General features: G+C 74.8%; 16 protein-coding genes. 10 read left to right on the forward strand and 6 right to left on the reverse strand.

Translation table 11 applies throughout. The features are described 5' to 3' along the window. Positions 1 to 2: 2 nt before the first annotated feature. Positions 3 to 2,657 (reverse strand): condensation domain-containing protein, encoded by a 2,655-nt coding sequence (locus AB0C76_RS14340; RefSeq protein WP_359964304.1) that lies wholly within the window; start codon positions 2,655 to 2,657, stop codon positions 3 to 5. Continuing rightward, positions 2,647 to 4,428 carry a carbamoyltransferase C-terminal domain-containing protein gene (locus AB0C76_RS14345; protein ID WP_359964306.1) on the reverse strand — a complete coding sequence of 594 codons (1,782 nt, stop codon included), beginning with the start codon at positions 4,426 to 4,428 and terminating at the stop codon, positions 2,647 to 2,649. The genes AB0C76_RS14340 and AB0C76_RS14345 overlap by 11 nt, the downstream gene beginning before the upstream one ends. Positions 4,429 to 4,685: 257 nt before the next feature. Here AB0C76_RS14345 and asnB point away from each other — a divergent pair, with 257 nt between their 5' ends. Genes asnB through AB0C76_RS14395 form a run of 10 tightly spaced genes read left to right on the forward strand, consistent with a single transcriptional unit; the run spans position 4,686 to position 21,060 of the window. Then, entirely contained in the window at positions 4,686 to 6,578 is a 1,893-nt protein-coding gene (gene asnB / locus AB0C76_RS14350; protein WP_359964308.1) for an asparagine synthase (glutamine-hydrolyzing), read from the forward strand. After that, positions 6,575 to 7,360, forward strand: a complete 786-nt coding sequence (locus AB0C76_RS14355; RefSeq protein WP_359964310.1) for an aspartate/glutamate racemase family protein — start codon at positions 6,575 to 6,577, stop codon at positions 7,358 to 7,360. The genes asnB and AB0C76_RS14355 overlap by 4 nt, the downstream gene beginning before the upstream one ends. Continuing rightward, a complete protein-coding gene (locus tag AB0C76_RS14360; RefSeq protein ID WP_359964312.1) occupies positions 7,357 to 9,090 on the forward strand; it encodes a non-ribosomal peptide synthetase in 1,734 nt (577 codons plus the stop codon). The genes AB0C76_RS14355 and AB0C76_RS14360 overlap by 4 nt, the downstream gene beginning before the upstream one ends. Further along, complete coding sequence (locus AB0C76_RS14365) at positions 9,087 to 11,654, forward strand: amino acid adenylation domain-containing protein (protein WP_359964314.1); 2,568 nt, start codon at positions 9,087 to 9,089, stop codon at positions 11,652 to 11,654. The genes AB0C76_RS14360 and AB0C76_RS14365 overlap by 4 nt, the downstream gene beginning before the upstream one ends. Next, the gene (locus tag AB0C76_RS14370; protein WP_359964316.1) at positions 11,651 to 13,819 is read left to right on the forward strand and encodes a non-ribosomal peptide synthetase; all 2,169 of its coding nucleotides are present in this window, start codon (positions 11,651 to 11,653) and stop codon (positions 13,817 to 13,819) included. The genes AB0C76_RS14365 and AB0C76_RS14370 overlap by 4 nt, the downstream gene beginning before the upstream one ends. Then, positions 13,816 to 14,778, forward strand: coding sequence for a TauD/TfdA family dioxygenase (locus tag AB0C76_RS14375; RefSeq protein ID WP_359964318.1), 963 nt, complete (start codon positions 13,816 to 13,818; stop codon positions 14,776 to 14,778). Before AB0C76_RS14370 ends, AB0C76_RS14375 begins: the two co-directional genes overlap by 4 nt. Beyond that, entirely contained in the window at positions 14,775 to 16,385 is a 1,611-nt protein-coding gene (locus AB0C76_RS14380) for a condensation domain-containing protein (protein WP_359964320.1), read from the forward strand. The genes AB0C76_RS14375 and AB0C76_RS14380 overlap by 4 nt, the downstream gene beginning before the upstream one ends. Beyond that, positions 16,376 to 17,887, forward strand: a complete 1,512-nt coding sequence (locus tag AB0C76_RS14385) for a lyase family protein (RefSeq protein ID WP_359964322.1) — start codon at positions 16,376 to 16,378, stop codon at positions 17,885 to 17,887. Before AB0C76_RS14380 ends, AB0C76_RS14385 begins: the two co-directional genes overlap by 10 nt. Then, a complete protein-coding gene (locus AB0C76_RS14390; RefSeq protein ID WP_359964324.1) occupies positions 17,884 to 18,792 on the forward strand; it encodes a kinase in 909 nt (302 codons plus the stop codon). The genes AB0C76_RS14385 and AB0C76_RS14390 overlap by 4 nt, the downstream gene beginning before the upstream one ends. 33 nt (positions 18,793 to 18,825) lie before the next feature. Continuing rightward, complete coding sequence (locus AB0C76_RS14395) at positions 18,826 to 21,060, forward strand: pyridoxal-phosphate dependent enzyme (RefSeq protein WP_359964326.1); 2,235 nt, start codon at positions 18,826 to 18,828, stop codon at positions 21,058 to 21,060. 7 nt (positions 21,061 to 21,067) lie between these two features. Here the strand turns inward: AB0C76_RS14395 and AB0C76_RS14400 are convergent, their stop codons facing one another. The 4 genes from AB0C76_RS14400 to AB0C76_RS14415 all read right to left on the reverse strand — a co-directional run bounded on the left by AB0C76_RS14400 (position 21,068) and on the right by AB0C76_RS14415 (position 22,983). Then, positions 21,068 to 21,850: an alpha/beta fold hydrolase gene (locus tag AB0C76_RS14400; RefSeq protein ID WP_359964328.1), complete on the reverse strand. Its 783-nt coding sequence runs from the start codon at positions 21,848 to 21,850 to the stop codon at positions 21,068 to 21,070. After that, positions 21,850 to 22,494: a response regulator transcription factor gene (locus tag AB0C76_RS14405; RefSeq protein WP_359964329.1), complete on the reverse strand. Its 645-nt coding sequence runs from the start codon at positions 22,492 to 22,494 to the stop codon at positions 21,850 to 21,852. The genes AB0C76_RS14400 and AB0C76_RS14405 overlap by 1 nt, the downstream gene beginning before the upstream one ends. Before the next feature lie 85 nt (positions 22,495 to 22,579). Beyond that, positions 22,580 to 22,792, reverse strand: coding sequence for a helix-turn-helix transcriptional regulator (locus AB0C76_RS14410; protein ID WP_359964331.1), 213 nt, complete (start codon positions 22,790 to 22,792; stop codon positions 22,580 to 22,582). Positions 22,793 to 22,797: 5 nt separating this feature from the next. Continuing rightward, positions 22,798 to 22,983 (reverse strand): hypothetical protein, encoded by a 186-nt coding sequence (locus tag AB0C76_RS14415; protein WP_359964333.1) that lies wholly within the window; start codon positions 22,981 to 22,983, stop codon positions 22,798 to 22,800. Positions 22,984 to 23,194: the final 211 nt, after the last annotated feature.

Below are 23,194 nucleotides of genomic sequence, written 5' to 3' on the forward strand. Positions count from 1 at the left end.
GCTCAAATCCCTTCCTGGTCGGCGGTCTGCCGCTGCCGGTGGGTGTCCGCCCGCGCGAGCCGGATGACCCGGACGGTCCGCTGCAGGCCGGGGAGGTCGGGCTCGTGGGTCTCGACGTAGGCCGCGAGCGAGGCGACCGTCCCGTCGACGAGCAGGACGCGCAGCGGCACCGTGACGGACAGCTCGCGGCGCAGCCGTGCCACGATCCGCGTGGCGGTCAGCGAGTAGCCGCCGAGTGCGAAGAAGTCCTCGTCGGCGCCGACGGCGGCGAGGCCGAGCTCGTCGGCCCAGATGCCGGCCAGGACGGTTTCGAGGGCGGCGCGCTGGCGGGAGGCCGGGGCGGCGCCGCTGTCCTGTTCCTGGTCGGCAGCGGCGGCCGGAACCGGGGCGACCGGGCTCGGAACGGCCGGTTCCCCGGCGGGCAGCCACTGGTCGGCCCGCAGCTCCGGGTCGCGCACCACGGCCGCGAGGAGCGACAGGTAGTGCTCGACGAACCGGGCGATGCGCGCGGCGTCGTAGCGGTCGGCCCGGTACTCGACGTTGCCGATGGTCCCCGACGCGGTGGCCTCCAGCGTCACCATCAGGCCGAACTTCGCCGAGCCGACCCGGACGGGCACCTCCTCGGCCTCGGCGCCCGGGAGCGCGAGCCGCACCGGGTCGACGTTGAGCAGCTCGAAGATGACGGAGGTCGGCGGCGTGCCCGGGACGCCGTGGGCCCGCCGCTCCCGCAGGGCCGCCTCCAACGGGTAGTCCTGGTGCGCGTAGGCGTCGATGACGGTGGTGCGGGCGCGGTCGAGGAGCTCGCGGAACGGAACGCCGGGGGCCAGCCGGGTGCGCAGTTGCACGAGGTTGACGAACGACCCGACCATCGTCTCCAGCTGGGGGTGGCCGCGGCCGGCGACGGAGGTGCCGACGGTCAGGTCGTCCTGGCCGCAGTAGCGGTGGAGGAGCCCGAGGAACGCGGCGTAGAGCACCATGAACGGGGTCGCGCCGCTGCGCCGGCCCAAGGCCTCGATCTCGCCGAGGAGCCCGGCGGGTATCTCGAACCGGTGGCAGCCGGCCCGGAGGCCGGGGCCGGCGTCGGCGCGGTGCAGGGCCGTCAGGTCCACCTCGGGGGCGGTGACGACGCGCTCCCGCCAGTGCTCCCGCAGCGCGGGCAGCCGCTCGGCCAGCACGCCCCGGTGCCAGGCCGCGTAGTCCAGGTAGCCGGTGCGCGGTCCGTCCTGCGGCGCGCCCTCCCGGCCGGCGTACAGCGTGCCGAGCTCGTCGACGAGACGGGCCAGCGACCACTGGTCGCAGACGATGTGGTGGACGACGAGGACGAGGGCCCAGTCGTCGTCCGCGAGGCGGACGAGCAGTGCGCGCAGCGCGTTCTCGGCCAGGTCGAAGGGCGCGTCGACGGTGCGCCGGACCAGTGCGGCGAGGGCCGCGTCGTCGTGTCCGGTCAGGTCGACCGTCTCGAAGGGGGCTGCCGCGACCGGGGCGACGCTCTGGACGGGGCCGGCGGCCGACTCCGTGATCCGCAGCCGCAGCGCCTCGTGGCGCCGCACCAGTCCGTCCAGGGCCCGCCGCAGCGCCGCCGGGTCGACCGTGCCGCGCAGCCGCCAGTACAGCGGGAAGTTGTACTGCGCCGCGCCCGGGTCGAGCTGTTCGGCGAGCCAGATGCCGGTCTGCGCGGAGCTGAGCGGGTGGGCGCCGCCGGCCGGTGCCGCCGGGATCGGCGCCACCGTGGTGGGCGCGGCCCGGTCGATCAGGGCGGCGAGCCCGGAGAGCGTCGGGTGGTGGAAGAGGTCCTCCACGGTGACCTCGGCGCCGAAGACGGCGCCCGCCCGCATGGCGACCCGGGCGGCGAGCAGCGAGTGGCCGCCGAGGGCGAAGAAGTCGGAGCCGGCCTCGATCTCGGTGGGGGAGACGTTCAGCACGTCGGTCCAGATGCCCGCCAGGAGGGCTTCGGTGGAGCTCGGCGCGGGGGCGTCCAGGACCGTGGCGTCGGCTGTTTCCGGGGCGGCGGCCTCCTCGACGTCGAGCACCGGCAGGTCCGGCGACTCAAGGAGTGCGGTCAGCACCTGCCGGACGTCCTCGCAGAAGGCCGTCACGCCGGCGGGGTCGTAGAGGTCGCGGTCGAACTCGCAGCCGGCCTCCTTGCGGTCCGGGTCGATGCTGAGGACCAGGTCCCGGTCGGCGAGCCGGGGTCCGAGGCCGCGCCACTGCTCGGCCGGGCGCCCGAACAGCACCGCGACGCCTGAGCGTTCGGCGGACCGCGGCCCCGATTCCGCTTCGAGTCCGGCTTCGAACTCCGCTTCGAGTCCGGCTTCGAGTTCGGCCTCCAGCCGGCCGAGGGTCACCGCCGCGGCGGCCCGCCCGCCCAGCTCGACCCCGACGTCGACGAGCCGGAGCGGCCCGAGGTCGGTCCCGACCGCGAGCACCGTGCGCCCGCGCCGGTGGCGGGCGGCCAGGGCGGCGGCGACCGCGGCGACCGCCGCCGTCCGCGGCTCGATCCCGTACCGGGCCGACACCTCCGCGAGGCACTCGGCGAAGGCGGCGCCGTCGGCGGCCACCGCCGCGCGCCGGAACTGTGGCACCGGCGGGCGCGGCCGGTCGGGCGGCAGGGTCGCGTGGGCGGCCGGCCACCGGGGCCGCAAGGGGCTAGCCGACATCGGCGATCGACTCCTCGGCGCCCTTGACGACGACGGTCCGGCCGAGGACGAGGGCGTCCAGCCTGGAGCGCAGGAAGGTACGCAGGGCCTCCTGCGGGGTCGCGATGATCGGCTGGCCGCGCAGGTTGAACGAGGTGTTCAGCACCACCGGGGTGCCGGTGCGGCGGCCGAAGGCGCCGATCAGCTCGAAGAACCGCGGGTTGCTCTCCGGGTGGAGCACCTGGACGCGCGCGCTGCCGTCGACGTGGGTGACCGCGCCGAGGCCGTCGCGGTGCTCGGCGCGGGTCTGCGTCACGAACAGCATGTGGGCGTACCGGGATTCGGTGCCGGGCTCGATCTCGAAGTACTCGGTGGCGTCCTGGACGCGGACCACCGGCGCGAACGGCCGGAAGCTCTCGCGCTCCTTGACCACCTCGTTCAGGCGGTCGCGCATGGCCTCGGTCCGCGGGTCGGCGAGGATGCTGCGGTTGCCGAGCGCGCGGGGGCCGAACTCCATCCGGCCCTGGACCCACGCGGTGATCCGGCCGTCGGCCAGCAGCTCCGAGACCCGCTCGGCGAGTTCGGCGTCGGTGGCGTACTCCTCGACGGTGCAGCCCTCCGGCTCGCCGACCGCGGCCGCCAGCTCCTCGTCGGAGAACCCGGGCCCCCAGTACGGCATGGACATCCGCCCGGCCCCGGCGGACGCGGCGGCGTCCGCCGCGAGCGCCGCGCCGATCGCGGTGCCGTCGTCGCTGGAGGCCGGCTGGACGAAGACGTCGTCGAACAGCCGGCTGCGCGACACGAGGCCGTTGAGCGTGCAGTTGAGCGCGACGCCGCCGGCCAGGCAGAGCCGGCTCAGGCCGGTGCGCTCGCGGGCCGCGCGCAGGACGTGCAGCATCGACTGCTCGGTGATCGCCTGGAGGGCCGCGGCGATGTCGGCGTGCTCCTGGGTCGAGGGCTGCCCCGGGAGCCGTGCGGGGCCGAGCACGGCCGCCAGTTCGCGCAGGACGCCCTCGTGGGTCTCGTGCTCGAAGGCCGTGCGGTCCCGGGCCAGCACGGGGACGGTGTACGTGCCGTCCTCCCGCAGCCGCACCATGTCGGCGAAGCGGTCGTAGTAGCGCTGCGGGTCCCCGTAGGGCGCGAGGCCCATCACCTTGTACTCGTCCATGAAGGGGACGAAGCCGAGGTGGTGGGTCACCAGGCTGTAGAGGATCCCGACCGAGTGCATGGCCGGGACGGTGCGCAGGACCTCGATCTCCTCGCCCCGGCCGACCGCGACGGTCAGGCTCTCGGACTCGCCCATCCCGTCGCTCACCACGATCAGCGACTCCTCGAACCCGCTGGGGTAGAAGGTGCTCGCGGCGTGGGCCAGGTGGTGGGGGACGGGCCGGAAGCGGTCGCCCCAGGGCCGGCCGGGAAGGACCTTCTCGGCCAGGGCGATCTGCGACTCCGTCGAGTACACCTCGCGGAACCGGGTGGACGCGTAGGCGCTCCCTGAGCCGCCGACCGGCTCCCCGTAGGCGAAGCCGTGCGCCAGGACGTCGACGTCGTCGGGTTTCAGCCCGCCCTGCTCCAGGCAGTACGCGATCGCGTTGGCCGGGAACGACCCGGTGGTCTTCTCTCCGGTGAACCGCTCCTCCGCGGCGGCGGCCACGACCTCGCCGTCGATCACCAGGGCCGCCGCCGAGTCGTAGCCCTGGGCGAACCTGTGCAGCCGGGGATCGAGCCCGGGGAATGCCGCCCGCTTGAATTCCAGTCCGCCGTTCAGCCCGCTGTAGCCGAGGACGCGCATAGTCTCCAACCTCACCGTCGTTGCCACGCGAAATCGTTCGGCCCTCACGCTAGGCCGGGAAAGCGCCGCACGTCGCCGCCCGCAGGTCGAGAACCGACCTGTACTCCGGTAGGGCCGGGATTCTGTTCCAAAGGACGAGCGGTAAATCGTTGACCCGTGCGCGGCGCCGCTCCTAATGTGACCGGCGGACATATCGAAAGAACAGCGGATTCCGTCAGGATTCGTGTGGGCGACCGGGTGATAGGAGCCTGAGCTCGATGTGCGGAATAGCCGGGGTCTACGGATTCGACGACCCGGCCGGCCTGGACCCCGACGTCCTGACGGCCATGACCGACGCGCTGGTGCACCGGGGGCCAGACGCGCACGCCACCTGCGAGACCGGCGCGTTCACCGCCGGGTTCCGCCGCCTGTCGCTGGTCGACCTGGCTGGCGGTGGACAGCCCCACGCCACCCCGGACTCCTCGGTGGTCTCCGTGTGCAACGGCGAGATATTCAACCACCGGGAACTTCGCGAAGAACTCCGGAGAAAGGGCCACGCATTTCGGTCCGGTTCGGACACGGAAGTCCTGGTCCACCTCTACGAGGAATACGGCACCGAACTCACCGACCACCTCGACGGCCAGTTCGCCTTCGCCCTCTACGACCGGCGCGAGGACCGCCTCCTGCTCGCCCGCGACCACTGCGGAGTGCTGCCGCTGTTCTACACCGAAGTGGCCGGCCGGATCGTTTTCGCCTCCGAGGTCAAGAGCATTCTGCGCCACCCGCTGGTGGAACGCCGGGTCGACCTGCGCGGACTCGACCAGGTCCTGTCGCTGCCCGGACTGGTCAGCCCGCGGACGATGTTCGAGGGCATCCGTTCGCTGCGCCCCGGCGAGCGGCTCGTCGCGGACCGCTCGGGCCACCGGACCGAGCGCTACTGGGACCTCGACTACCCGCTCTGGGACGACGAGGCCCGCCACCGCGACGCCGCCGCCCTGCGCGACCCGCGCGTCCTCGACACCTTCGCCGACCGCACCCGGGCCCTCCTCGACGCCGCCGTCCGCTCCCGCTCGGTCGCGGACGTCCCCGTCGGGACCTACCTCAGCGGCGGCCTGGACTCCAGCCTGATCGGCGCGCTCCTGGCCGCCGGCCGCCCCGGCCACGCGTGGCCCAGCTACGCCGTCACCTTCCCCGGCAGCAGCATCGACGAGGCGCGCTACCAGCGGCTGGTGGCCGGCAAGATCGGCACCCGCCACCACGAGGTGCCGGTCGACGCCGCCGACACCGCCGGCCTGCTCGGCGGCATGGTCCGGCACGCCGAGACCCCGGTGAAGGAGTCCTACAACGTCTGCTCGATGCTGCTGGCCCGCGAGGTCCGCGCCACCGGCACGGTCGCGGTGCTCAGCGGCGAGGGCGCCGACGAGCTGTTCGGCGGCTACCCGGGCTACCTGTTCGACACCGGCGGCCCGGGCCGCGGCCCGGCCGACCTCCTGGAGGAACAGCTCGAACGCGAGGCCGCCCACCGGATGTGGGGCCTGGACCTGCGCTACGAGACCGACCAGGTCCCCGCCCACGACCTGCGCCGCCAGCTCTACAGCGGCCCGCTGGCCGAGGAGTTCGACGCCTTCTCGGTCACCTCCCAGCGCCTCGTCGACCCGGAGCGCCTGATCGGGCGCCACCCGCTGCACCAGCGCTCCTACCTCGACTTCCACCTGCGGCTCGCCGACCACCTACTCGGCGACCACGGCGACCGGATGGCCATGGCGAGCTCCGTCGAGATGCGCTTCCCCTTCCTGGCCAGGGACGTCGTCCGGCACGCGACCGCGATCCCGCCGTCCCTGATGACCGCCGGCGGCCGCGAGAAGGCCGTGCTGCGCCGCGCGGCCGAGGGCCTCGTCCCGCAGGAGGTCCTCGGGCGCCGCAAGTTCGGCTTCCGCAGCCAGACCAGCACCGAACTGCTCCTGGCCGGCGACGACTGGTTCAACGACCTGCTCTCGCCCGCGACCGTGCGCCGGCAGGGCTACTTCGACCCGGCCGTCGTCGCCGAGCTGATCCGCCGCCAGACCTCGGGGGCGCGCACCGTGCACCCGCACCTGGACACGGACTACCTGCTCGTCATCGCGACCTTCGCGATCTTCCTGGAGGAGTTCGGGCTGCCGTGCCTGGGATGACCCGAGAACGCGTCACCACGCCCCCGGCGACCGCCGCGCGGCCCCTCCCGGCCGGCGCCCCCGCGCGCACCGGGGAGCCCGGGGCCCGCAAGCCGCTGATCGGCGTGATCGGCGGAATGGGCCCGCTGGCCTCCACCGAGCTGCTCAACACGGTGTACGGGCTCGAACCGCCCGAGCACGAGCAGCTCGCCGCCCGGATCCTGCTGTGGTCCGACCCGGCCGTGGCCGACCGGACCACCGCCATCCAGTCCGGGACGGTCGACCTCGTCCGCGACGCGCTGGAGGACTCGGTCGAGCGCCTGCTCACCGCCGGCGCCGACGTCGTCGTCGTGGCCTGCATCACCGCGCACCCCGCGATCCGGCTGCTGCCCGAGGCGCTGCGCTCGCGCTGCGTCTCCCTGGTGGACCTGGTCTTCGAGCAGCTCGCCGAACGCCCCGGCCGGCACCTGGTGCTGTGCACCCGGGGCAGCGTGCTGGCCGGCGTCTTCACCGGCCACGAGCGGTGGCCGGAGTACGCGCACCGCCTGGTCCTGCCCGACGAGGCCGACCAGGAACAGCTGCACCACCACATCTACCGGCTCAAGCGCAATGCCGACCGGCTCCCGACGGTCGACTTCGTCCGCGGCCTGCTGCCGAAGTACCGGGCGTCCGCGTTCATCGCCGGCTGCACCGAACTGCACCTGGTGACCAGGGCGATCGAGGCCCGCGGACTGACCCGCCACCTGCCCAGCATCGACCCGATGACCGTCATCGCACGGCGGATCAGGAACGGAGAGTTATGACCACGCCGACGGTTCTGACGCGATGGGCGGACGGCCTGGCCCGCCACGGCGCCCGCTGCGCCGTCAAGTCCAGTGCCCGGGAGGTGAGTTACGAGGAGCTCGCGGGGCGGGTGGCCGGCTATCAGGCCGCCTTCGAGGGGGTGGGGCCCGCCGACCCGGTCCTGATCTCCTGCGCCGACCCGGTGGAGGTGATCGCGGCCGTCCTCGGCTGCACGGCCGCCAGCCGGACCTTCGCGCCGGTCGACCCCAGGCTGCCCGCAACCGTGCTGGACGGCGTGCTCGCCACCTTGCGGCCGGGCGCGGTCGTCGCCGACGCCCCGGGCCGCGCGGCGCTCGCGGAGCGCGAACTGCCCGACGGCGCACGGCTCGTCCGCCCGGAGGAGCTGGAGCCGCGGGCGTGGTCCGCCGAGGCCTGGCAGAGGTCCGGCCCGGAGGACCGCGGGTACGTCTACTTCACCTCGGGGACGACCGGGCGCCCCAAGGGCATCCGCGGCAGCCTCCGGGCGGTCCACCACTTCGTCGACTGGGAGATCGCCGAGTTCGGGATCGGCGCGGGCACGAGGGTCTCCCAGCTGACCTCGCCGGGCTTCGACGCGTTCCTTCGCGACGCCTTCGCCCCGCTGTGCGCGGGCGGCACCGTCTGCGCGAGCCCGGCCGGCGGGACACCGGTCGGCGAGGGCCTGGCGCGCTGGCTCACCGAGAACGAGGTCGAGGTCCTGCACTGCGTGCCGACCCTCTTCCGCACCCTGCGCTCCGCCGGCCTCACCCCCGGCTCGTTCCCGGCGCTGCGCGCCGTGCTGCTCGCGGGCGAGCCGCTCCACCCCTCGGACGTCGCGTGGTGGCGCGGCCTGTTCGGCGGCGGCAAGGAGCTGGTCAACCTGTACGGGCCGTCCGAGACGACCATGACGAAGCTCTTCCACCGGACGACGGAGGAGGACGCCCACGCCCGGCTGGTGCCGGTCGGCCGGCCGCTGCCGGGCGTGTCGGCCCGGGTCCTGACCGGGCCCGGCGATCCGCCGGACGCGCTCGGCGAGGTGGAGATCGAGGTCCCGTTCCCGCTCCTCGGCTACCTCGGCGACGACGAGTGGCGCGGCACGGCCACCACCCACCGCACCGGTGACCTCGGCAGGTTCCGGCCCGACGGGACGCTGGAGCTGTACGGCCGCCGCGACCAGCAGGTCAAGGTCCACGGCGTGCGCGTCGACCTCGGCGAGGTCGAGAACGCCCTGCGCGGCCGCCCCGGGGTCCAGGACGTCTGCGCGGCGGCGGTCACGGAGGACGTGACGACGGCCCTGGTCGCCTACGTGGTGGCCCCGGACGTCTCCGACGCCGACCTGCGCGCGCACGCGGCGCAGCGCCTCGCGCCCGGCCTGGTGCCCTCGGTGTTCGTCCGCATGGCGGCGATCCCCCGGACGCTCAACGGGAAGGTGGAGCGCCGCTCCCTGCCCAAGGTCGCGCTGCGGCGGTCGGCGGAGGCAGCGGAACCACCGAAGGGGCCGACGGAGACCGGGATCGCGGCGATCTGGAGCGAGATCCTCGGCCTGGCGGACATCGGCCGCGACGACGACTTCACCCTCCTCGGCGGCGACTCCCTCGCGATCGCGCGCCTCATGGACCGGGTCCGTCACGAGTACCGGGTGGACCTCCCGCTGCGTGCCTTCCTCCAGGACCCCACCGTCGCCGGGCTCGCCGCCGCCGTGACGGACCGTACGGCGGGGAGCGGGTCGTGAGCGCGCCCGTGGCGGCCCCGCCCGTGAACGCGCTGCTCCGCGCCCGTCTGACGGGCGGGCTGGACGTCACCGCGCTGTCGGCGGCCGTCGACGACCTGGTGGCCGCGCACCCGGAGCTCCGGGCGGCGGGCGGGCGGCCCGGCCGGGTCCGGCTGAGGGTCATCGACCTCGCGCGGTCCGGCGGGGAGCAGCAGCGGCGCGTCCTGGCGGACCTGGCGGCGGACGAGGCCGCCCGGCCGGTCGGGGCCGCCGGCCGCCCCCGGCTGCGGGCCTGCCTGGCGGGGCTGGGCGCCGGGGCGTACGAGCTCCTGATCGCGGTGGACGCGGAACGGGCCGACGAGTGGACGGTCGCGGCGCTGACCCGGGACCTCGGTGCCGCCTACCGTGCGCGGACCGGAGCCCCACCGGCGCCCGCGCCCGGTCCCCGGCCGGGCGCCTGGTGGCCGGGGGAGCGGGCGGCCCGCGAGCTGCCCGACGGCGCCACCGCCGAGCGGGTGCTCGCCGCCTTCGCGGCCGTGCTCGCCAGGTACGCCGGAACCGACGGGGCGGTGGTGACGGTGGCGGACGGCCCGGAGTACCGGATGGTCCGGCTGGACCTCTCCGGCGCCCTGACGTCCGCCCAGTTGGCCGCCCGGGTGCGTACGGCGCCGGAGGCCGCCGCCGACGCGCCGGCCTTCCCGATCCGCGCCGTGTTCGCGGGGCGGGACCTCCCGGCCGCGGCCCTGGACCTGCCGGGCGTCGCGGCCGAGGTGAGCGTCGACGCCCCGCCCGAACCGCAGGGCCGGCTGACCCTGACCGTGACCGGGCCGCGCGCGTTCACCGTCGCCCTCGCCGGTACGCTGCCCGGCGGAGCGACGGCGGAGGGCTTCGCCGACCACCTGGTCCGGGCGCTGCGCTTCGGGCACGTCACCCCGGACCGGCCCCTGGCCGAACTCGACCTCTCCGGCCGCCCCGCGCCCCACCCGGCGCCCGCCCCCGCCACCGTGCGGCCGTACCGCGACTACCTGGCCTTCTTGGAGGAGGAGTTCGCGGCGCGGGTGCAGGACGCCCCCCAGGCGGTCGCGGTGCGCTCCCCGGAGGGCACGCTCGACTACCGCGGGCTCGACCGGTGGAGCTGCCGGATCGCCCACGCCCTGGCCGGCCGCGGCGCGGGCCCCGGGCGGGTGGTGGCGATCCTGCCGGGCGGCGGCGCCGACGGGATCGCGGCCGTGCTCGGCGCTCTGCGCACCGGCGCGACGTTCACCTGCCTGAACCCCGCCGACCCGGACGCCCGCCTGCGCGACATCCTGTCCGGCACGGGGGCGGTCTGCGTACTGGCCGACGGGGCCGCCGCCGCGGCGCACCCCGCGCTGCTCGGACCGGACGGCCGGTTCGCCGGCCTGCCGGTGCTCCCGCTGGAGCCGGCCCCGCGCGACGAACCGCCGGGGGAGCACGACCGGTTCCCGGCCCCGCCGGCCGCCGACCACCCGCTGTGCATCGTGCACACCTCGGGGAGCACCGGGACGCCCAAGGGGATCGCGCTGTCGCGGGCCGCGTTCGCGCAGTTCGCCGAGTGGCAGCGGGAGCGGTTCGGGATCGGGCCGGGGAGCCGGGTCGCCCAGTGGGCGCCGCTCACCTACGACGCCGCGTACACCGAGGTCTTCGCCGCGCTCACCGCCGGCGCCGAGCTGTGCCTGCCGCCCGACGGGGCCCGGCGCGACCCGGTCGCGGTGGTGCGCTGGCTGCGGCGGGAGCGGATCGGCCAGATCCAGACCGTGCCGTCGTTCTTCCGGCTGCTCACCGAGGTACTGGACGCGCAGGGCGGCGAACTGCCGGACCTGAGGCACGTCCTGGTCGCCGGCGAGGTGTTCCCGGTGGACCTCGCCGAGGCCTGGGCGCACCGGCCGGCGCGCCCGGCGCTGCACAACCTGTACGGGCCCACCGAGTGCATCCTCGCCACCCACCACGAACTGCCTCCGGGCACGGCGTTCCCGGTCACCGTGCCGATCGGCGGGGCGATCCCGGGCCGGGAGGCGCTCGTCCTCGACGCCCTCGGCCGGCCGTGCCCGGCCGGGGTGCCCGGCGAGATCCACCTGCGCAGCGCGTTCCTGGCCGGTTCGTACCACCGCCGGCCCGCCGAGACGGCCTCGGCGTACCTGCCCGACCCGTGGCGGCCCGGCCGGACGCTCTACCGGACCGGCGACCGCGGGTACTGGCGAGCGGACGGCACCCTGGCGTTCACCGGCCGGACCGGCAACCAGGTGAAGATCCGCGGGAACCGGGTCGAGCTGGACGAGGTCGAGGCGGTGCTGGAGCAGCAGGCCGGGGTGCGGGAGGCCGCCGCGGCCGTGCGCACCACCGCGACCGGCGACCCCTGCCTGGTGGGCTACGTGGTGGCCGACGCCGGGGTCTCCCCGGAGGAGCTGCGTCGGCTCGTGGCCCAACGGCTGCCGGCGCCCGCCGTGCCCGACCTCATCGCGGTGCTGGCCGATCTGCCGCGCACCGCCACCAACAAACGTGATCGTGCGCGGCTGCCCTGGCCCCTGCCGGCACGTCGGAACGAGCTGGAAGGTGACGAATCATGAGGAACGCCGAAGCGGCGGTCGCGGCCCTGGCGGCCGAGGCCGGGGTCGACCCGGACACCGTGCGGCTGGCCGCGTCGTTCAAGGTCGCGGCGGTGCTGACCGGCTCCGACGCGCTCGGCGACGGCGGCCGGAGCTGGCGGGAGCTGATCGCCCGGGTGGCCACGCCGCAGGGGCGGGCCGACGCGGACAGGGTCGTGGCGGAGGCCGCCGCCCGGGGACACGTGGGCGCCGACCGCACCGAGGGCTACGTCCGTGCGGTCCTGGAGCGGATGACCGGCTCCCCGGACGAGGCGCACGACGAGCACGGCCTCGTCGCCGGAGCGGAGCTGGCCGCCGTGCTCGCGGCCTCCGCCGGTCCGGTCCGTGCGCTGCCGGACCGCCGGTTCCACGAGCTGTTCGAGGAGCGCGTGCGCCGGCACCCCGGCGCGGTCGCCGCGGTGCAGGACGGGCGGAGCTGGACGTACGCGGAGCTGAACCGCCGCGCCAACCGGATCGCGTGGTCGCTGCGGGAGCAGGGGCTGGCCGACGAGGACGTGGTGGCCGTGGTGGCCGAGCGTTCGCTGGAGTGGCTGGCCGCGGTCCTCGCGGTCTTCAAGGCGGGCGGCTGCTACCTGCCGCTGGACCCGGCGTTCCCGGCCGAGCGGATCGCCGTCGTGCTGGAGCGCAGCGGCTGCCGCCGGGTGCTGGCGGACCCGGGACTGGCGCAGCTCGACGAGGCCGTGCGCGGCCGGGAGGCGGTGACCGTCTCGGTGCTGACCGAGGTACTGGCCGCGCCCGGCCGACAGGACGATCTCGAACTCGCGGTTGCAGCAGACCAGTTGGCGTACATCTACTTCACCTCCGGCTCGACCGGCGAGCCCAAGGGCGCGATGTGCGAGCACGCGGGCTTCCTCAACCACCTCTACGCCAAGATCGAGGACCTGGGCGTCCGGGAGGGCGACGTCATCGCCCAGACCGCGCCGCAGTGCTTCGACATCTCGCTGTGGCAGCTGGTCTGCGCGCTGCTGGTCGGCGGCCGGACGGAGATCGTCGGGCAGGAGACCATCACCGACGTCCGCCGGTTCGTGGAGACCGTCACCGGTGCCGGCGTCCAGGTGGCCCAGCTGGTGCCCTCCTACCTGGACCTGGTGCTGGAGACCCTCCAGGGCGACAGCCCGGGACTGCCGTCGCTGCGCTGCCTCGCGGTGACCGGCGAGGCCCTCAAGGCCGAGCTGGTGCACCGCTGGTTCGCCGCCTTCCCCGGCATTCCGCTGGTGAACTGCTACGGCACCACCGAGGTTTCGGACGACACCAACCACGGCGTGCTGCACGGTCCGCCGGCCGGCCGGTCCGTCCCGCTCGGCCCGCCGACCCGCAACGTCCGGGTGTACGTCGTGGACGAGCGGCTGCGCATGGTCCCCGACGGGGCGCCGGGGGAGATCGTCTTCGCGGGGGTGTGCGTCGGCCGCGGGTACGTCAACGACCCGGCCCGCACCGACGCCGCGTACCGCGCGGACCCGTACCGGCCGGGCGAACGGCTCTACCGCTCGGGCGACTTCGGCCGTCGGCTGCCGTCCGGTGAGTTCGAGTACCTCGGCCGCCGGGACTCGCAGGTGAAGGTGAGCGGCTTCCGGATCGAGATCGGCGAGATCGAGAACCGGCTGCTCCAGGTCCCCGGAGTCCGGGACGGCGCCGTGGTGATCGCGGGTCCGGCGCAGGACCCGCGGCTGGTGGGCTTCTACAGCGGCTCCGGCGCGCCGGAGCCCGGGGCCGTGGAGCGGGCCCTGGCCGCCGTCCTGCCCCACTACATGGTGCCGGGCCGGCTGCACCGCCTCGACCGGCTGCCGCTGTCCGCGAACGGCAAGATCGACCGGAAGGCGCTCACCGCCTCCGCCCGGAAGAACGGCCGGGCGGCGGCCGACGGCGACGCGGCACGCCCGGAGACCGACACCGAGCGCCGGGTCGCCGGGCTCTGGGCCGAGTTGCTCAACGTGCCGCTCGACCGGGTCGGGCGCGGTTCCCGGTTCGTCGAGCTCGGCGGCACCTCACTGGCCGCGATCCGGCTGGCGATAGCCCTGGACCGCGCGGTGACGGTGGGCGAGCTGAAGGACACCCCGACCGTCGCCGAGGTGGCCGCGCTCCTCGACCGCAAGGCGGCCGGCCGCACCGCGGAGGTGCGCCGATGACCCCCGCCGGCGCCGTACCGGTCCTGCGCGTGCTCGCCGCCGCCCCCGGCGCGGAGTGGGCCGCCGAACACCGCGAGGAGGTCCTCACCGAGGTCGAGGCCTCCGGGGCCGTCCTCCTGCGCGGCCTGGACGTCTCCTCGGCCGCCGGCCTCGCGGCCGTCACCGCGGCGCTCGGGATCGAGTCGATGGCCGAGCGGGAGGGGTTCGCGCCCCGCGACCGCCTCGGCGAGGGGGTCTACTCGGCCTCGCACTGGCCCGCGGACACCCCGATGTGCATGCACCACGAACAGAGCTACGCCGCCGAGGTCCCCGGGCTGCTGGTGTTCGGGTGCCTGACCGCCCCGCAGCGCGGCGGCCGCACGCTGCTCGCCGACTCCCAGCAGGTGCTGGGCGCGCTGCCCCCGGAGCTGGTCGAGCCGTTCCGCCGGGACGGCTGGCGGCTGCTGCGGGCCTACCAGGACGTCGGCGTGCCGTGGACCGACGCCTTCGGCACCGACGACCGGGCCGCGGTCGACGCCTACTGCACGGCCGAGGGCATCGCGCACGCGTGGTCCGGCGACGGCGCGCTGCGCACCGTGCAGCGCCGGGCCGCCGTCGTCGCCCACCCCCGCACCGGGGTGCCCGGCTGGTTCAACCAGATCGCCTTCCTCAACGAGCTGACGATGGACCCGGCGGTCCGCGAGTACCTCCTCCACCAGTACGGGCCGGCCGGTCTGCCCTTCACCACGGCCCACGGCGACGGCGCCCCGATCGGGGCCGGAACCGTCGCGGCCGTCAACGCGGTCTACGACGCGGCCGCCTTCGGCGAGACCTGGCGGGACGGCGACGTCCTGGTCGTCGACAACATCCGGATGGCCCACAGCCGCGAGCCGTACGAGGGCCCCCGGGAGGTCGCCGTGGTCCTCGGCGACCCGGTGCGGCTCTCCGGGCACGTCCTGCCCGGCGGTGCGGCCGGATGACCACCGCGTCCTTCGCGCAGCAACGCGCCTGGCTGGCCAGCCGGTTCGCGGCCGGCACCGCCCTGTACCACGTCGCGGACCAGTGGCCGCTGCACGGGGACGTCTCCGAGCGGCAGATCCGGGCGGCGCTGGCCGCCGTGGTGGAGCGGCACGAGCCGCTGCGCACCGGGTTCCGGGTCGTGGACGGCGTGCTGACCGCGGTCGTCCGCGACCGCGTCGATCCCGACGTCGAGGTCGTCGACCTGTCCGGCCGCCCCGAGGAGCGGCAGCGCGAGGACCGTGAGGACCTCGCCGACCGGCTGAAGCACACGGCCTTCGACCTCTCCCGCGCACCGCTGTGGCGCGCCGGGCTGGTCAGGCTCGGCGCGGGCCGCTGGCGGCTGCTGTTCGTCGCCCACCACGCCGTCTGCGACGCGCCGTCACTCTTCAACCTCCACGCCGAGATCGCCGAGTTCTGCGCGGCCTTCGAGCAGGAACGTGCGCCGCACGTTCCCCAGCTCCCCGTCTCCTACGGCGATCACGCACGTCAGCAGCGCGAGCGGCTCGGCGGCGACGGGCTCGCCCCACTGGCGGGCTACTGGCGGGCGCAGCTGGCCGGCCTGCCGCCCGTGCACGGCCTTCCGCTGGACCTGCCGCGCCCGGCCCGGCGGTCCTTCGCCGGCGCGGAGCTCCGGGTCGCGCTCCCGGCCGGCACGGCGCGAGCGCTCGCGGAGGCCGCCCGCCGGTCCGGGACCACGTCGTTCGAGCTCCTGCTCGCCGGTTACGCCGCCCTCGTCCACCGGCGCTCCGGCCGGGACGACCTCGTGTTCGGGGTGCCGCTCTCCGGCCGGGACCGGCCCGAACTGCTGCCCCTCGTCGGCACGTTCGTGAACACGCTGGCGCTCCGGGTGGACGCCTCGGGCGACCCCTCGTACGCCGCGCTCGTCGACCGCGTCCGAGCGGTGTGGCGGGCGGCCCGCGACCACCAGGAGATGCCGTTCCAGACCGTGGTCGAGCAGCTCGCGCCGCAGCGCGGGCCCGGCCTGCCCCCGCTCTACCAGCTGGCGTTCAACGTCACGGCGGCCGGGGGCTTCGGGCCCCCGTCCACGGCGGCCGAGGACGACCTGCTGCTGGAGGTCTCGGGCACGACGGTCCGCCTGGAGTACAACACCGCACTGTTCAAACGGGAGACCGCCGCAGGGCTGCTCTCCGACTACGCGGCGGTCCTCACCGCGGCCCTGGCCGACCCGGCGACCCCGCTGTCCCGACTCCCGGCCGGCCCGGGCACGGGCCGGCCGGCAGCGGCACCGGCCCCACCGTCCGGCCGAGTACCGCCGCGCACCGCCGCCGAGGCCCTGGTGGCCCGCGCCTGGGCGGAGGTCCTCGGAGTCGACCGGGTGGGCGTCGACGACGACTTCTTCGCGGCCGGCGGCCACTCGCTGCAGGCACTGCGCCTGCTCGCCCGGCTGTCGTCCGACCACGGCGTCGAGACCACCGTCGACGCCTTCTTCTCGAACCCGACCGTCGCGGGGCTGGCCGCCGAGCTGGCCCGGCACACCGCGACCCGCCGGGAGGACCAGAGCGACCAGAGCGACCAGAACGAGCCCGAGGGAGAGACATGGCAGTGACCGGCCGGATCGACGGCGTGCCCAGCGAGGTCTGGGACGAGGAGGTGCTGGCCCCGCAGTTCGCCTACGAGGCCGAGGCCCTGCTGCCGCACTACGTCTCCATCGAGAAGGTGCTGCTTCTGGAGTACCGCAGGATGGGCCTGGTCGACCCGGAGGGCGCGGCCGCGATCGCCGGACGGCTCGACGAGCTGACCCCCGAGCTGATCCGGGCGGACCCCCGGGACAACATGTCGGACATCTTCTTCGCCATGGAACGCCACGTGGCCCGCGGCGCCACCGCCCCGTTCGCGGCCTGGCACGTGGACCGCAGCCGCAACGACTTCCAGGCCTGCGGCCAGCTGCTGTCCTGCCGGGAGAACGTCCGGGCCGTCGCCGGGGACCTCATCGCCCTGGGACGCACGGCGGCGGCGCGCGCCGCCGAACTGCCGGACAGCCCAATGCCCGGCTACACCCACGCGCAGGCCGCGCAGACCATCACGCCCGCCTTCTACCTCTCGGCGCTCTCCGAGGAGACCCTCGGCGCGGCCCGGCGTCTGCTGACCGCCTACGACGAGATCGACCGCTCGCCCCTCGGTGCCGGCAGCATGGCCGGCCAGGAACTGCCCTGGGACCGTGAGCGGATGGCCGGCCTGCTGGGCTTCCGGCAGCCGCAGGCGCACGCCCTGGTCTCGGTGGCCTCCCGGTCCTGGGCCCTCGTGGTCGCCTCCGCGCTGGCGGACCCCGCCGTGCTCCTCAGCCGGTTCACCACCGACCTGATGACGTGGAGCGGCGCCGGATTCGGCTTCGTGGACTTTCCCGACGCGCTGGCCGGGATCTCGGCGGCGATGCCGCAGAAGCGCAACTTCCCGGTCCTGGAACGGATCCGCGGCCGCTGCTCGCACGTCGTCGGCTGCGCGACGCAGCTCGCCTTCGCCCAGTGCGGAACCCCGTACGCCAACAGCGTCGAGGTCTCCAAGGAGGCCGGGCGGCACCTCCAGACCCAGTTCGCCGCGCTGCGCTCGGCCCTGCGGCTGGCCCACTCCGCCCTCGCCGGCGCCGTCTTCCGGACCGACCGCATGCGCGAGGCGTGCGAGGGGGACTTCCTCGGCGCCTTCACCCTCGCGAACCTGCTGACCCTGGAGGCCGGCGTGCCCTGGCGGACGGCGCAGGTGATCGCCGGGGCCTACGTCAGGGCCGCCATCGCGAAGGGCCTGACCGCGGCCACCCCCGACGGCCCGCTGCTCGCGGCGATCGCCGGGGAGCACGGCCACCGGGTGCCCGAAGCCGCCGCGCTGCTGTCCGGCGCCTTCGACACCGACCAGGCGGTCCGGATCAAGCACTCCGCCGGGTCGACGCACCCCGACGCCGTCCGCGCCGTGCTCGCCGCGCAGGAACGCGGCTACCGGGAGGTGGCCGGCCAGTGGCGGCTGCGGGACGAGGCGGCGCGCGTCGCCGCGGCGCGCGTGGACACCCTGCTGGCCGTCGAGGACAGCGCGGAGCGCACCCCGGCGGGCACCTCGTGAGGGGCTCCGGCCTCATCACCCGCCGCCCGGGCGCGGACCTGCGCAGCGGCCGGGCCGACGCCTCGGGCACCTTCGGCGAACTGCTGCAGGGACGGCTGCCCGACGGCACGGACTTCCTCGTCACCCTGCCGATCACGCTCCGCTCCCGGGCCTGGTTCCGCTTCGACCCGGCCGGCCCGCTGCGGGTCTTCCCCGCCCACAAGACGAAGTCGCTGCGGCTGGCCGGGGCCATGCTGACGGCCCACCAGGCCGGTGGTGGCGGGACCCTGATCCTGGACAGCGACCTGCTCATCGGCAAGGGGCTCGCCAGCTCCTCGGCCGACCTGGTCGCCACCGCGCGCGCGGTCGGCGGCGCGCTGGGCCTGGACACCGGCCCGGCCGAGGTGGAGCGCTGGCTGCGCCCGATCGAGCCGACCGACGGGGTGATGCACCCGGGCGTTGTCGTGTTCGAGCACCGCGAGGTGCGGCTGCGCGAGGCCCTCGGCGGGCTGCCGCCGGCCACCGTGGTGGCGGTCGACGAGGGCGGCCACCTGGACACCGTCGCCTTCAACAAGCGGCCCAAGCGCTACTCGCCGGCCGACACCGCCGAGTTCACCGGACTGCTGGACGCCCTGACCGGCGCCGTGCGGGCCGGGGACCTCGCCGCCGTGGGCCGGGTGACCACCCGCAGCGCCGTCCTCAACCAGCGCTTCGCGCCCAAGCGGCACCTCGACGCGATGCTGGCCGTCGCCCGGCGGACCGGGGCGCTCGGCGTGGTGTGCGCGCACAGCGGCACCATGCTCGGCCTGCTGTTCGACGACGCGGACCCGGATCGCGCCCGCAAGGTGGCCGAGGCGCAGGCGGCCTGCGCGGCCCTGGGTGACGACGTCCTGCTGTTCCGCACACTCACCCGGCCCGCCCAGTAGCGGCCACACCGACACCCCTAAGGACGTACGGACATGCGGCAGGAATCGGTCATCGACGGCATCGGCCACACCCCGGCGGTGCGGCTGCGGGTGGACGCGCCGGACGGCGTCGAGGTCTTCGCCAAGCTGGAGATGCAGAACCTCTTCGCGATGAAGGACAGGGTGGCCCGGCAGGTGATCCTCGAAGCCCGGCGCACCGGCGCGCTGGCCGAGGGCGGCCCGATCGTGGAGAGCTCCTCGGGCACGATGGCGCTCGGGGTGGCCCTGGTCGGCACCTACCTCGGCCACCCCGTGCACATCGTCACCGACCCGCGCATCGACCCCATCACCCTGGCCAAGCTGCGCACCCTGGGCTGTGAGGTCCACGTCGTGGCGGCGATGACCGGGCAGGGCTGGCAGAGTGCCCGGCTGGAGCGGCTGGCCGAGCTGATGGCCGGCCTGCCCGGCGCGTTCTGGCCGCGCCAGTACAGCAACCCGCAGAACCCCGCCGCCTACCGCGGCCTGGCCGGCGAACTGCTCTCCGACCTGGGGGCGGTGGACGTCCTGGTGGGGGCGGTGGGCAGCGGCGGCTCGCTCTGCGGAACGTCGAAGGCGCTGCTGGAACGGCTGCCCGGCGTCTCGGTGGTGGGCGTGGACTGCGTGGGAAGCGTGCTCTTCGCCCAGCCGGACCGTCCGACCCGCAGGCAGGGCGGGCTCGGCAACAGCCTCTTCCCGGACAACATCGACTACCGCGTCCTCGACGAGGTGCACTGGCTCTCCGACGACGAGGCCTTCGACGCCACCCGCCGGCTCGCCCGGGAGCAGAAGATCTTCGGCGGGAACACCTCGGGCTCGGTCTACCGGGTCCTCACCCACCTCGCGGCCCGTGCCGAGCCGGGCACCCGGCTGGTCGGGATCATGCCGGACCGGGGCGACCGCTACGTGGACAGCGTCTACGCCGACGGTGCCTGCGGGGGTGCCGTCGCCGGGGCCCCCGAGGAGGTGGAGTACGGCGCCACGGTGTCCAGTTGGTCGTTCGCCCGGATACCCCGCCGGGACCGGCGGCTGCTGCTCTTCGTCGAGTCCAACACCACCGGAACCGGGATGATCGCGCTGCGGACCGCCGTCCGGCTGGCCCTGGAGCCGGTGCTGTTCACCAAGGACGCGGCGCGCTACCCGGACCTGCCCGGCACCGGCTGCCGGGTCGAGGTCTGCGACACCGACGACGAGGCCGCGCTGGACGAGGCCATCGCCCGGGTGTGCGCCGGACGCCGGGTGGCGGGCGTCACGACGACCAGCGAGTTCTACCTGGAGCACACCGCCCGGGCCGCCGCCGCCCTGGGCACGCCCGGCAACCCGCCGGAGGCGATGGCCCGCTGCCGCAACAAGGCGCTGACCCGCACCGCGCTGCGCGAGGCCGGAGTGCACCAGCCCGGGTTCGCGGTCGTCACCGACCCGGCCGGCGCCGCGGCCGCCGTCGAAGCCGTGGGGCTGCCCTGCGTCGTCAAGCCGGTCGGGGAGTCCGGTTCGCAGTCCGTGCTGTGGTGCGGGGACGCCGCCACGGCCGTCGCGCACGCCACCGGGCTGCTCGCCGTCACCCACAACGTCCGCGGCCAGCGGACGGCGGGCGCGGTACTGGTCGAACAGTACGTGGACGGGCCCGAGTTCAGCGCGGAGATGTTCGGCGTGGACGGCGAGGCGCGCTGTGTCGGCGTCACCCAGCGCACCGTCAGCCCGCTGCCGCACTTCGTCGAGACCGGTCACCTCTTCCCCGCCGACGTCGACGGCGCGCTGGCCGGACGGATCGCCGACACCGCCCGGCAGGCCCTGAAGGCGCTCGGCTTCGAACGCGGCCCGGCCCACGTCGAGCTCCGGCTGACCGCCGACGGCCCGGCCGTCATCGAGGTCAACGGACGGCTGGCCGGCGGCATGATCCCGGAGCTGATCCGCCCGGCCACCGGGATCGACCTGCTGGAGCAGCAGATCCGCGCCGCCGCCGGCCTGCCGCTGAACCTGTCGGCCGGCCAGGCGCGCCGGGCCGGCCTGCGCTTCCTGACCGCGCCGCGACCGGGGCGGCTGACCGGCGTGGACGGGGTCGCTCGGGCCGGGCGGGTGCCGGGGGTGGAACGCGTCGTGGTGAGCGGGACGCCGGGTCGCGAGGTCCGGCCGCCGCGCAGCGCCTACGACCGGCTGGGCCACGTCATCGCGGTGGGTTCCTCGCCGGAGGAGGTCGGACGCGCGCTGACCGAGGCGACCGGACTGATCGAAATCGGCGTGGAAGAGGAGTGACGATCCGTCACATCACCTCGGGTGCCGACCGTCCGTGGAGGTCGGCCGCCATCCGGTCGAGCATCCGCTCCATCTCCTCGCGGAGGAAGAAGTGGCCGCCGGGATGCACGTGGAGGGCGAACGACGCCGAGGTGTGGTCGGCCCAGCCCGCGGTCGGCTCCGCCGGGACGATCAGGTCGTCCCGGCCCGCGAACGCCGTGATGGGGCAGGAGACCCGGCTCCCGGCCGTTGCCCGCCACCGTTCGAACAGGGTCAGGTCGGCCCGGATCACCGGCAGCATGAGCTCCATCACCTCGGCGTTGGCGAGGATCTCGGGAGGCGTGCCGCCCATCGCGGACAGCTCCGTCAGGAGCTCGGCGTCCGGCAGTCCGTGCAGTGGCCTCGGCTCGGCGGCCGAGGCCGGCAGGGCCCCGGACACGAAGAGCCGGGCCGGCGGCGTGGCCCCGGGCCGTCGCTCCATCTCCTCGGCCACCGCGTACGCGATCTTCGCGCCCATGCTGTGCCCGAGGATCGCGTACGGCCCGCTCTCCCACCGGAGGACCTCCTCGCACAGCGCGTCCACCACGGCGGCCATGTCGGTCAGCGGGGGATCGAGCAACCGGGTGCCGTGGCCCGGCAGTTCGACCGGGACGACCTCGACGGAGAGCTGCCGGGCGGCCGCCGTCCACGGGCGGAAGAATTGTGCCGCCCCGCCGGCGAAGGGGAGGCAGTAGACGCGGGGCGAACCCGTTGTCGTCGTCCCGGTCCAGGGCAGCCAGCGGGCGCCGTGGTCCTGGTTCTGTCGCAACATCAGATGACACCGTTCTGGTGGGCGAACACGGCGGCCTGGAGGCGGTCCCGGAGGCCGAGTTTCCTGAGCAGCTGGGAGACGTGGAACTTGACCGTCGACTGCACGATGCAGAGCCGCTTGGAGATCTCCGCGTTGGACATCCCGTTCGCCAGGAGCGCCAGGATCTCGCGTTCGCGGAAGGTGAGGAGGTTGAGCCCGAGCGCCGGGAACAGCGCGGGACGTCTCTCGCGCACCCAGCTCAGGAGCAGGGCCGCGATGTCGGGGGAGAGGAAGGAGTGGCCGGTGGCCATGGCCCTGATCGCCTGGGGGAAGTCCTCCACCAGGGTGTTCCGGGTGACGATCCCGGTCGCGCCGGCCAGGACGGACTCCAGGACGGCGTCGTCCTCGGCCGGTGTCATGAGCAGTGTGCGGGGGGACTGCCGGCTCGGCCCCTGGAGGTCGCGGACGAGCTCGATCCCCGTCATGTCCGCGAGTTCGTAGTCGGCCACGACGACGGCGGGGTTCAGCTCCCGGGCCAGCGCGCTGGCGGTGCTCCCGTCCGCGGTCTCGCCGACCACCCGGATGTCCGGCTCGGCCACGAGGGCCGAGGAGAGTCCGCTGCGCATCAGCGGCTGGCCCGCACAGATCAGGATCGGTATTTCCATCGGTCTGTGACATCCCCTTTCTCCGGAGTGGTCCTCCCGGCACGCCGGCTTCCCGCCGGTCGGTGCTGCTCGGATTCGGACCGGATCAGCCCGTACCGGGCCCGGCGGGCCCGGCGGTGTCGAGCCCGAGGGCGATGGCCAGCAACTGCGTGCGGCTGCTGGCTCCGCTCTTGGCCCGCATGTTGCGGATGTGGGTCTCGACGGTGTGGTGGCTCAGGTGCAGCAGGCGGGCGATCGCCCGCGACGTGTGGCCGTGCGCGAGGTGGTCGAGGATCTCCCTCTCCCGCGTCGTGAACAAAGGGTTCAGCCTCCCCAGGAGGTGTCGTTGCAGCGGGTGCGGGGCGGGCAGACGAAGGGGGCGGACGGCGCGGGGCCGCCGCGCTGGGCGGTCGTGGTGTGACCGTCGTGGGCGCGCGCCGATGCGGTCGGCGGCAGCCAGGCGGCGACGGCGGCGAGGAGCGCCACGGTGGTGAGGACGATGCGCTTCATGGGTGTCTCCCGTGGTTCGTTGGTATTCGCCCCATCGGCCGAAGGGGCGGTGGCCTCACTCTGGCGGGCATCGAAGATCGCCGACATGCTTGGAGCCGTTCATCAACGTGCCTGGCAACAAAGGGGTGTGGGTGTAAACATGGACATAAGTGATCACGATGTGACAGGGCGTCGGGCCGAACCAGGTCAGGGGCATGAATCCGATCTGTCC

It is taken from the genome of Kitasatospora sp. NPDC048722, assembly GCF_040650235.1.
Taxonomy (GTDB): Bacteria; Actinomycetota; Actinomycetes; order Streptomycetales; family Streptomycetaceae; genus Kitasatospora.

What these genes read in the sequence shown, in the direction of transcription:
- AB0C76_RS14345 (WP_359964306.1), bottom strand. Translation starts at nt 4,428, where the DNA reads ATGCGCGTCCTCGGCTACAGCGGGCTGAACGGCGGACTGGAATTCAAG.
- AB0C76_RS14360 (WP_359964312.1), top strand. Translation starts at nt 7,357, where the DNA reads ATGACCACGCCGACGGTTCTGACGCGATGGGCGGACGGCCTGGCCCGC.
- AB0C76_RS14340 (WP_359964304.1), bottom strand. Translation starts at nt 2,657, where the DNA reads ATGTCGGCTAGCCCCTTGCGGCCCCGGTGGCCGGCCGCCCACGCGACC.
- AB0C76_RS14375 (WP_359964318.1), top strand. Translation starts at nt 13,816, where the DNA reads ATGACCCCCGCCGGCGCCGTACCGGTCCTGCGCGTGCTCGCCGCCGCC.
- AB0C76_RS14385 (WP_359964322.1), top strand. Translation starts at nt 16,376, where the DNA reads ATGGCAGTGACCGGCCGGATCGACGGCGTGCCCAGCGAGGTCTGGGAC.
- AB0C76_RS14400 (WP_359964328.1), bottom strand. Translation starts at nt 21,850, where the DNA reads ATGTTGCGACAGAACCAGGACCACGGCGCCCGCTGGCTGCCCTGGACC.
- AB0C76_RS14370 (WP_359964316.1), top strand. Translation starts at nt 11,651, where the DNA reads ATGAGGAACGCCGAAGCGGCGGTCGCGGCCCTGGCGGCCGAGGCCGGG.
- asnB (WP_359964308.1), top strand. Translation starts at nt 4,686, where the DNA reads ATGTGCGGAATAGCCGGGGTCTACGGATTCGACGACCCGGCCGGCCTG.
- AB0C76_RS14395 (WP_359964326.1), top strand. Translation starts at nt 18,826, where the DNA reads ATGCGGCAGGAATCGGTCATCGACGGCATCGGCCACACCCCGGCGGTG.
- AB0C76_RS14380 (WP_359964320.1), top strand. Translation starts at nt 14,775, where the DNA reads ATGACCACCGCGTCCTTCGCGCAGCAACGCGCCTGGCTGGCCAGCCGG.
- AB0C76_RS14355 (WP_359964310.1), top strand. Translation starts at nt 6,575, where the DNA reads ATGACCCGAGAACGCGTCACCACGCCCCCGGCGACCGCCGCGCGGCCC.
- AB0C76_RS14415 (WP_359964333.1), bottom strand. Translation starts at nt 22,983, where the DNA reads ATGAAGCGCATCGTCCTCACCACCGTGGCGCTCCTCGCCGCCGTCGCC.
- AB0C76_RS14405 (WP_359964329.1), bottom strand. Translation starts at nt 22,494, where the DNA reads ATGGAAATACCGATCCTGATCTGTGCGGGCCAGCCGCTGATGCGCAGC.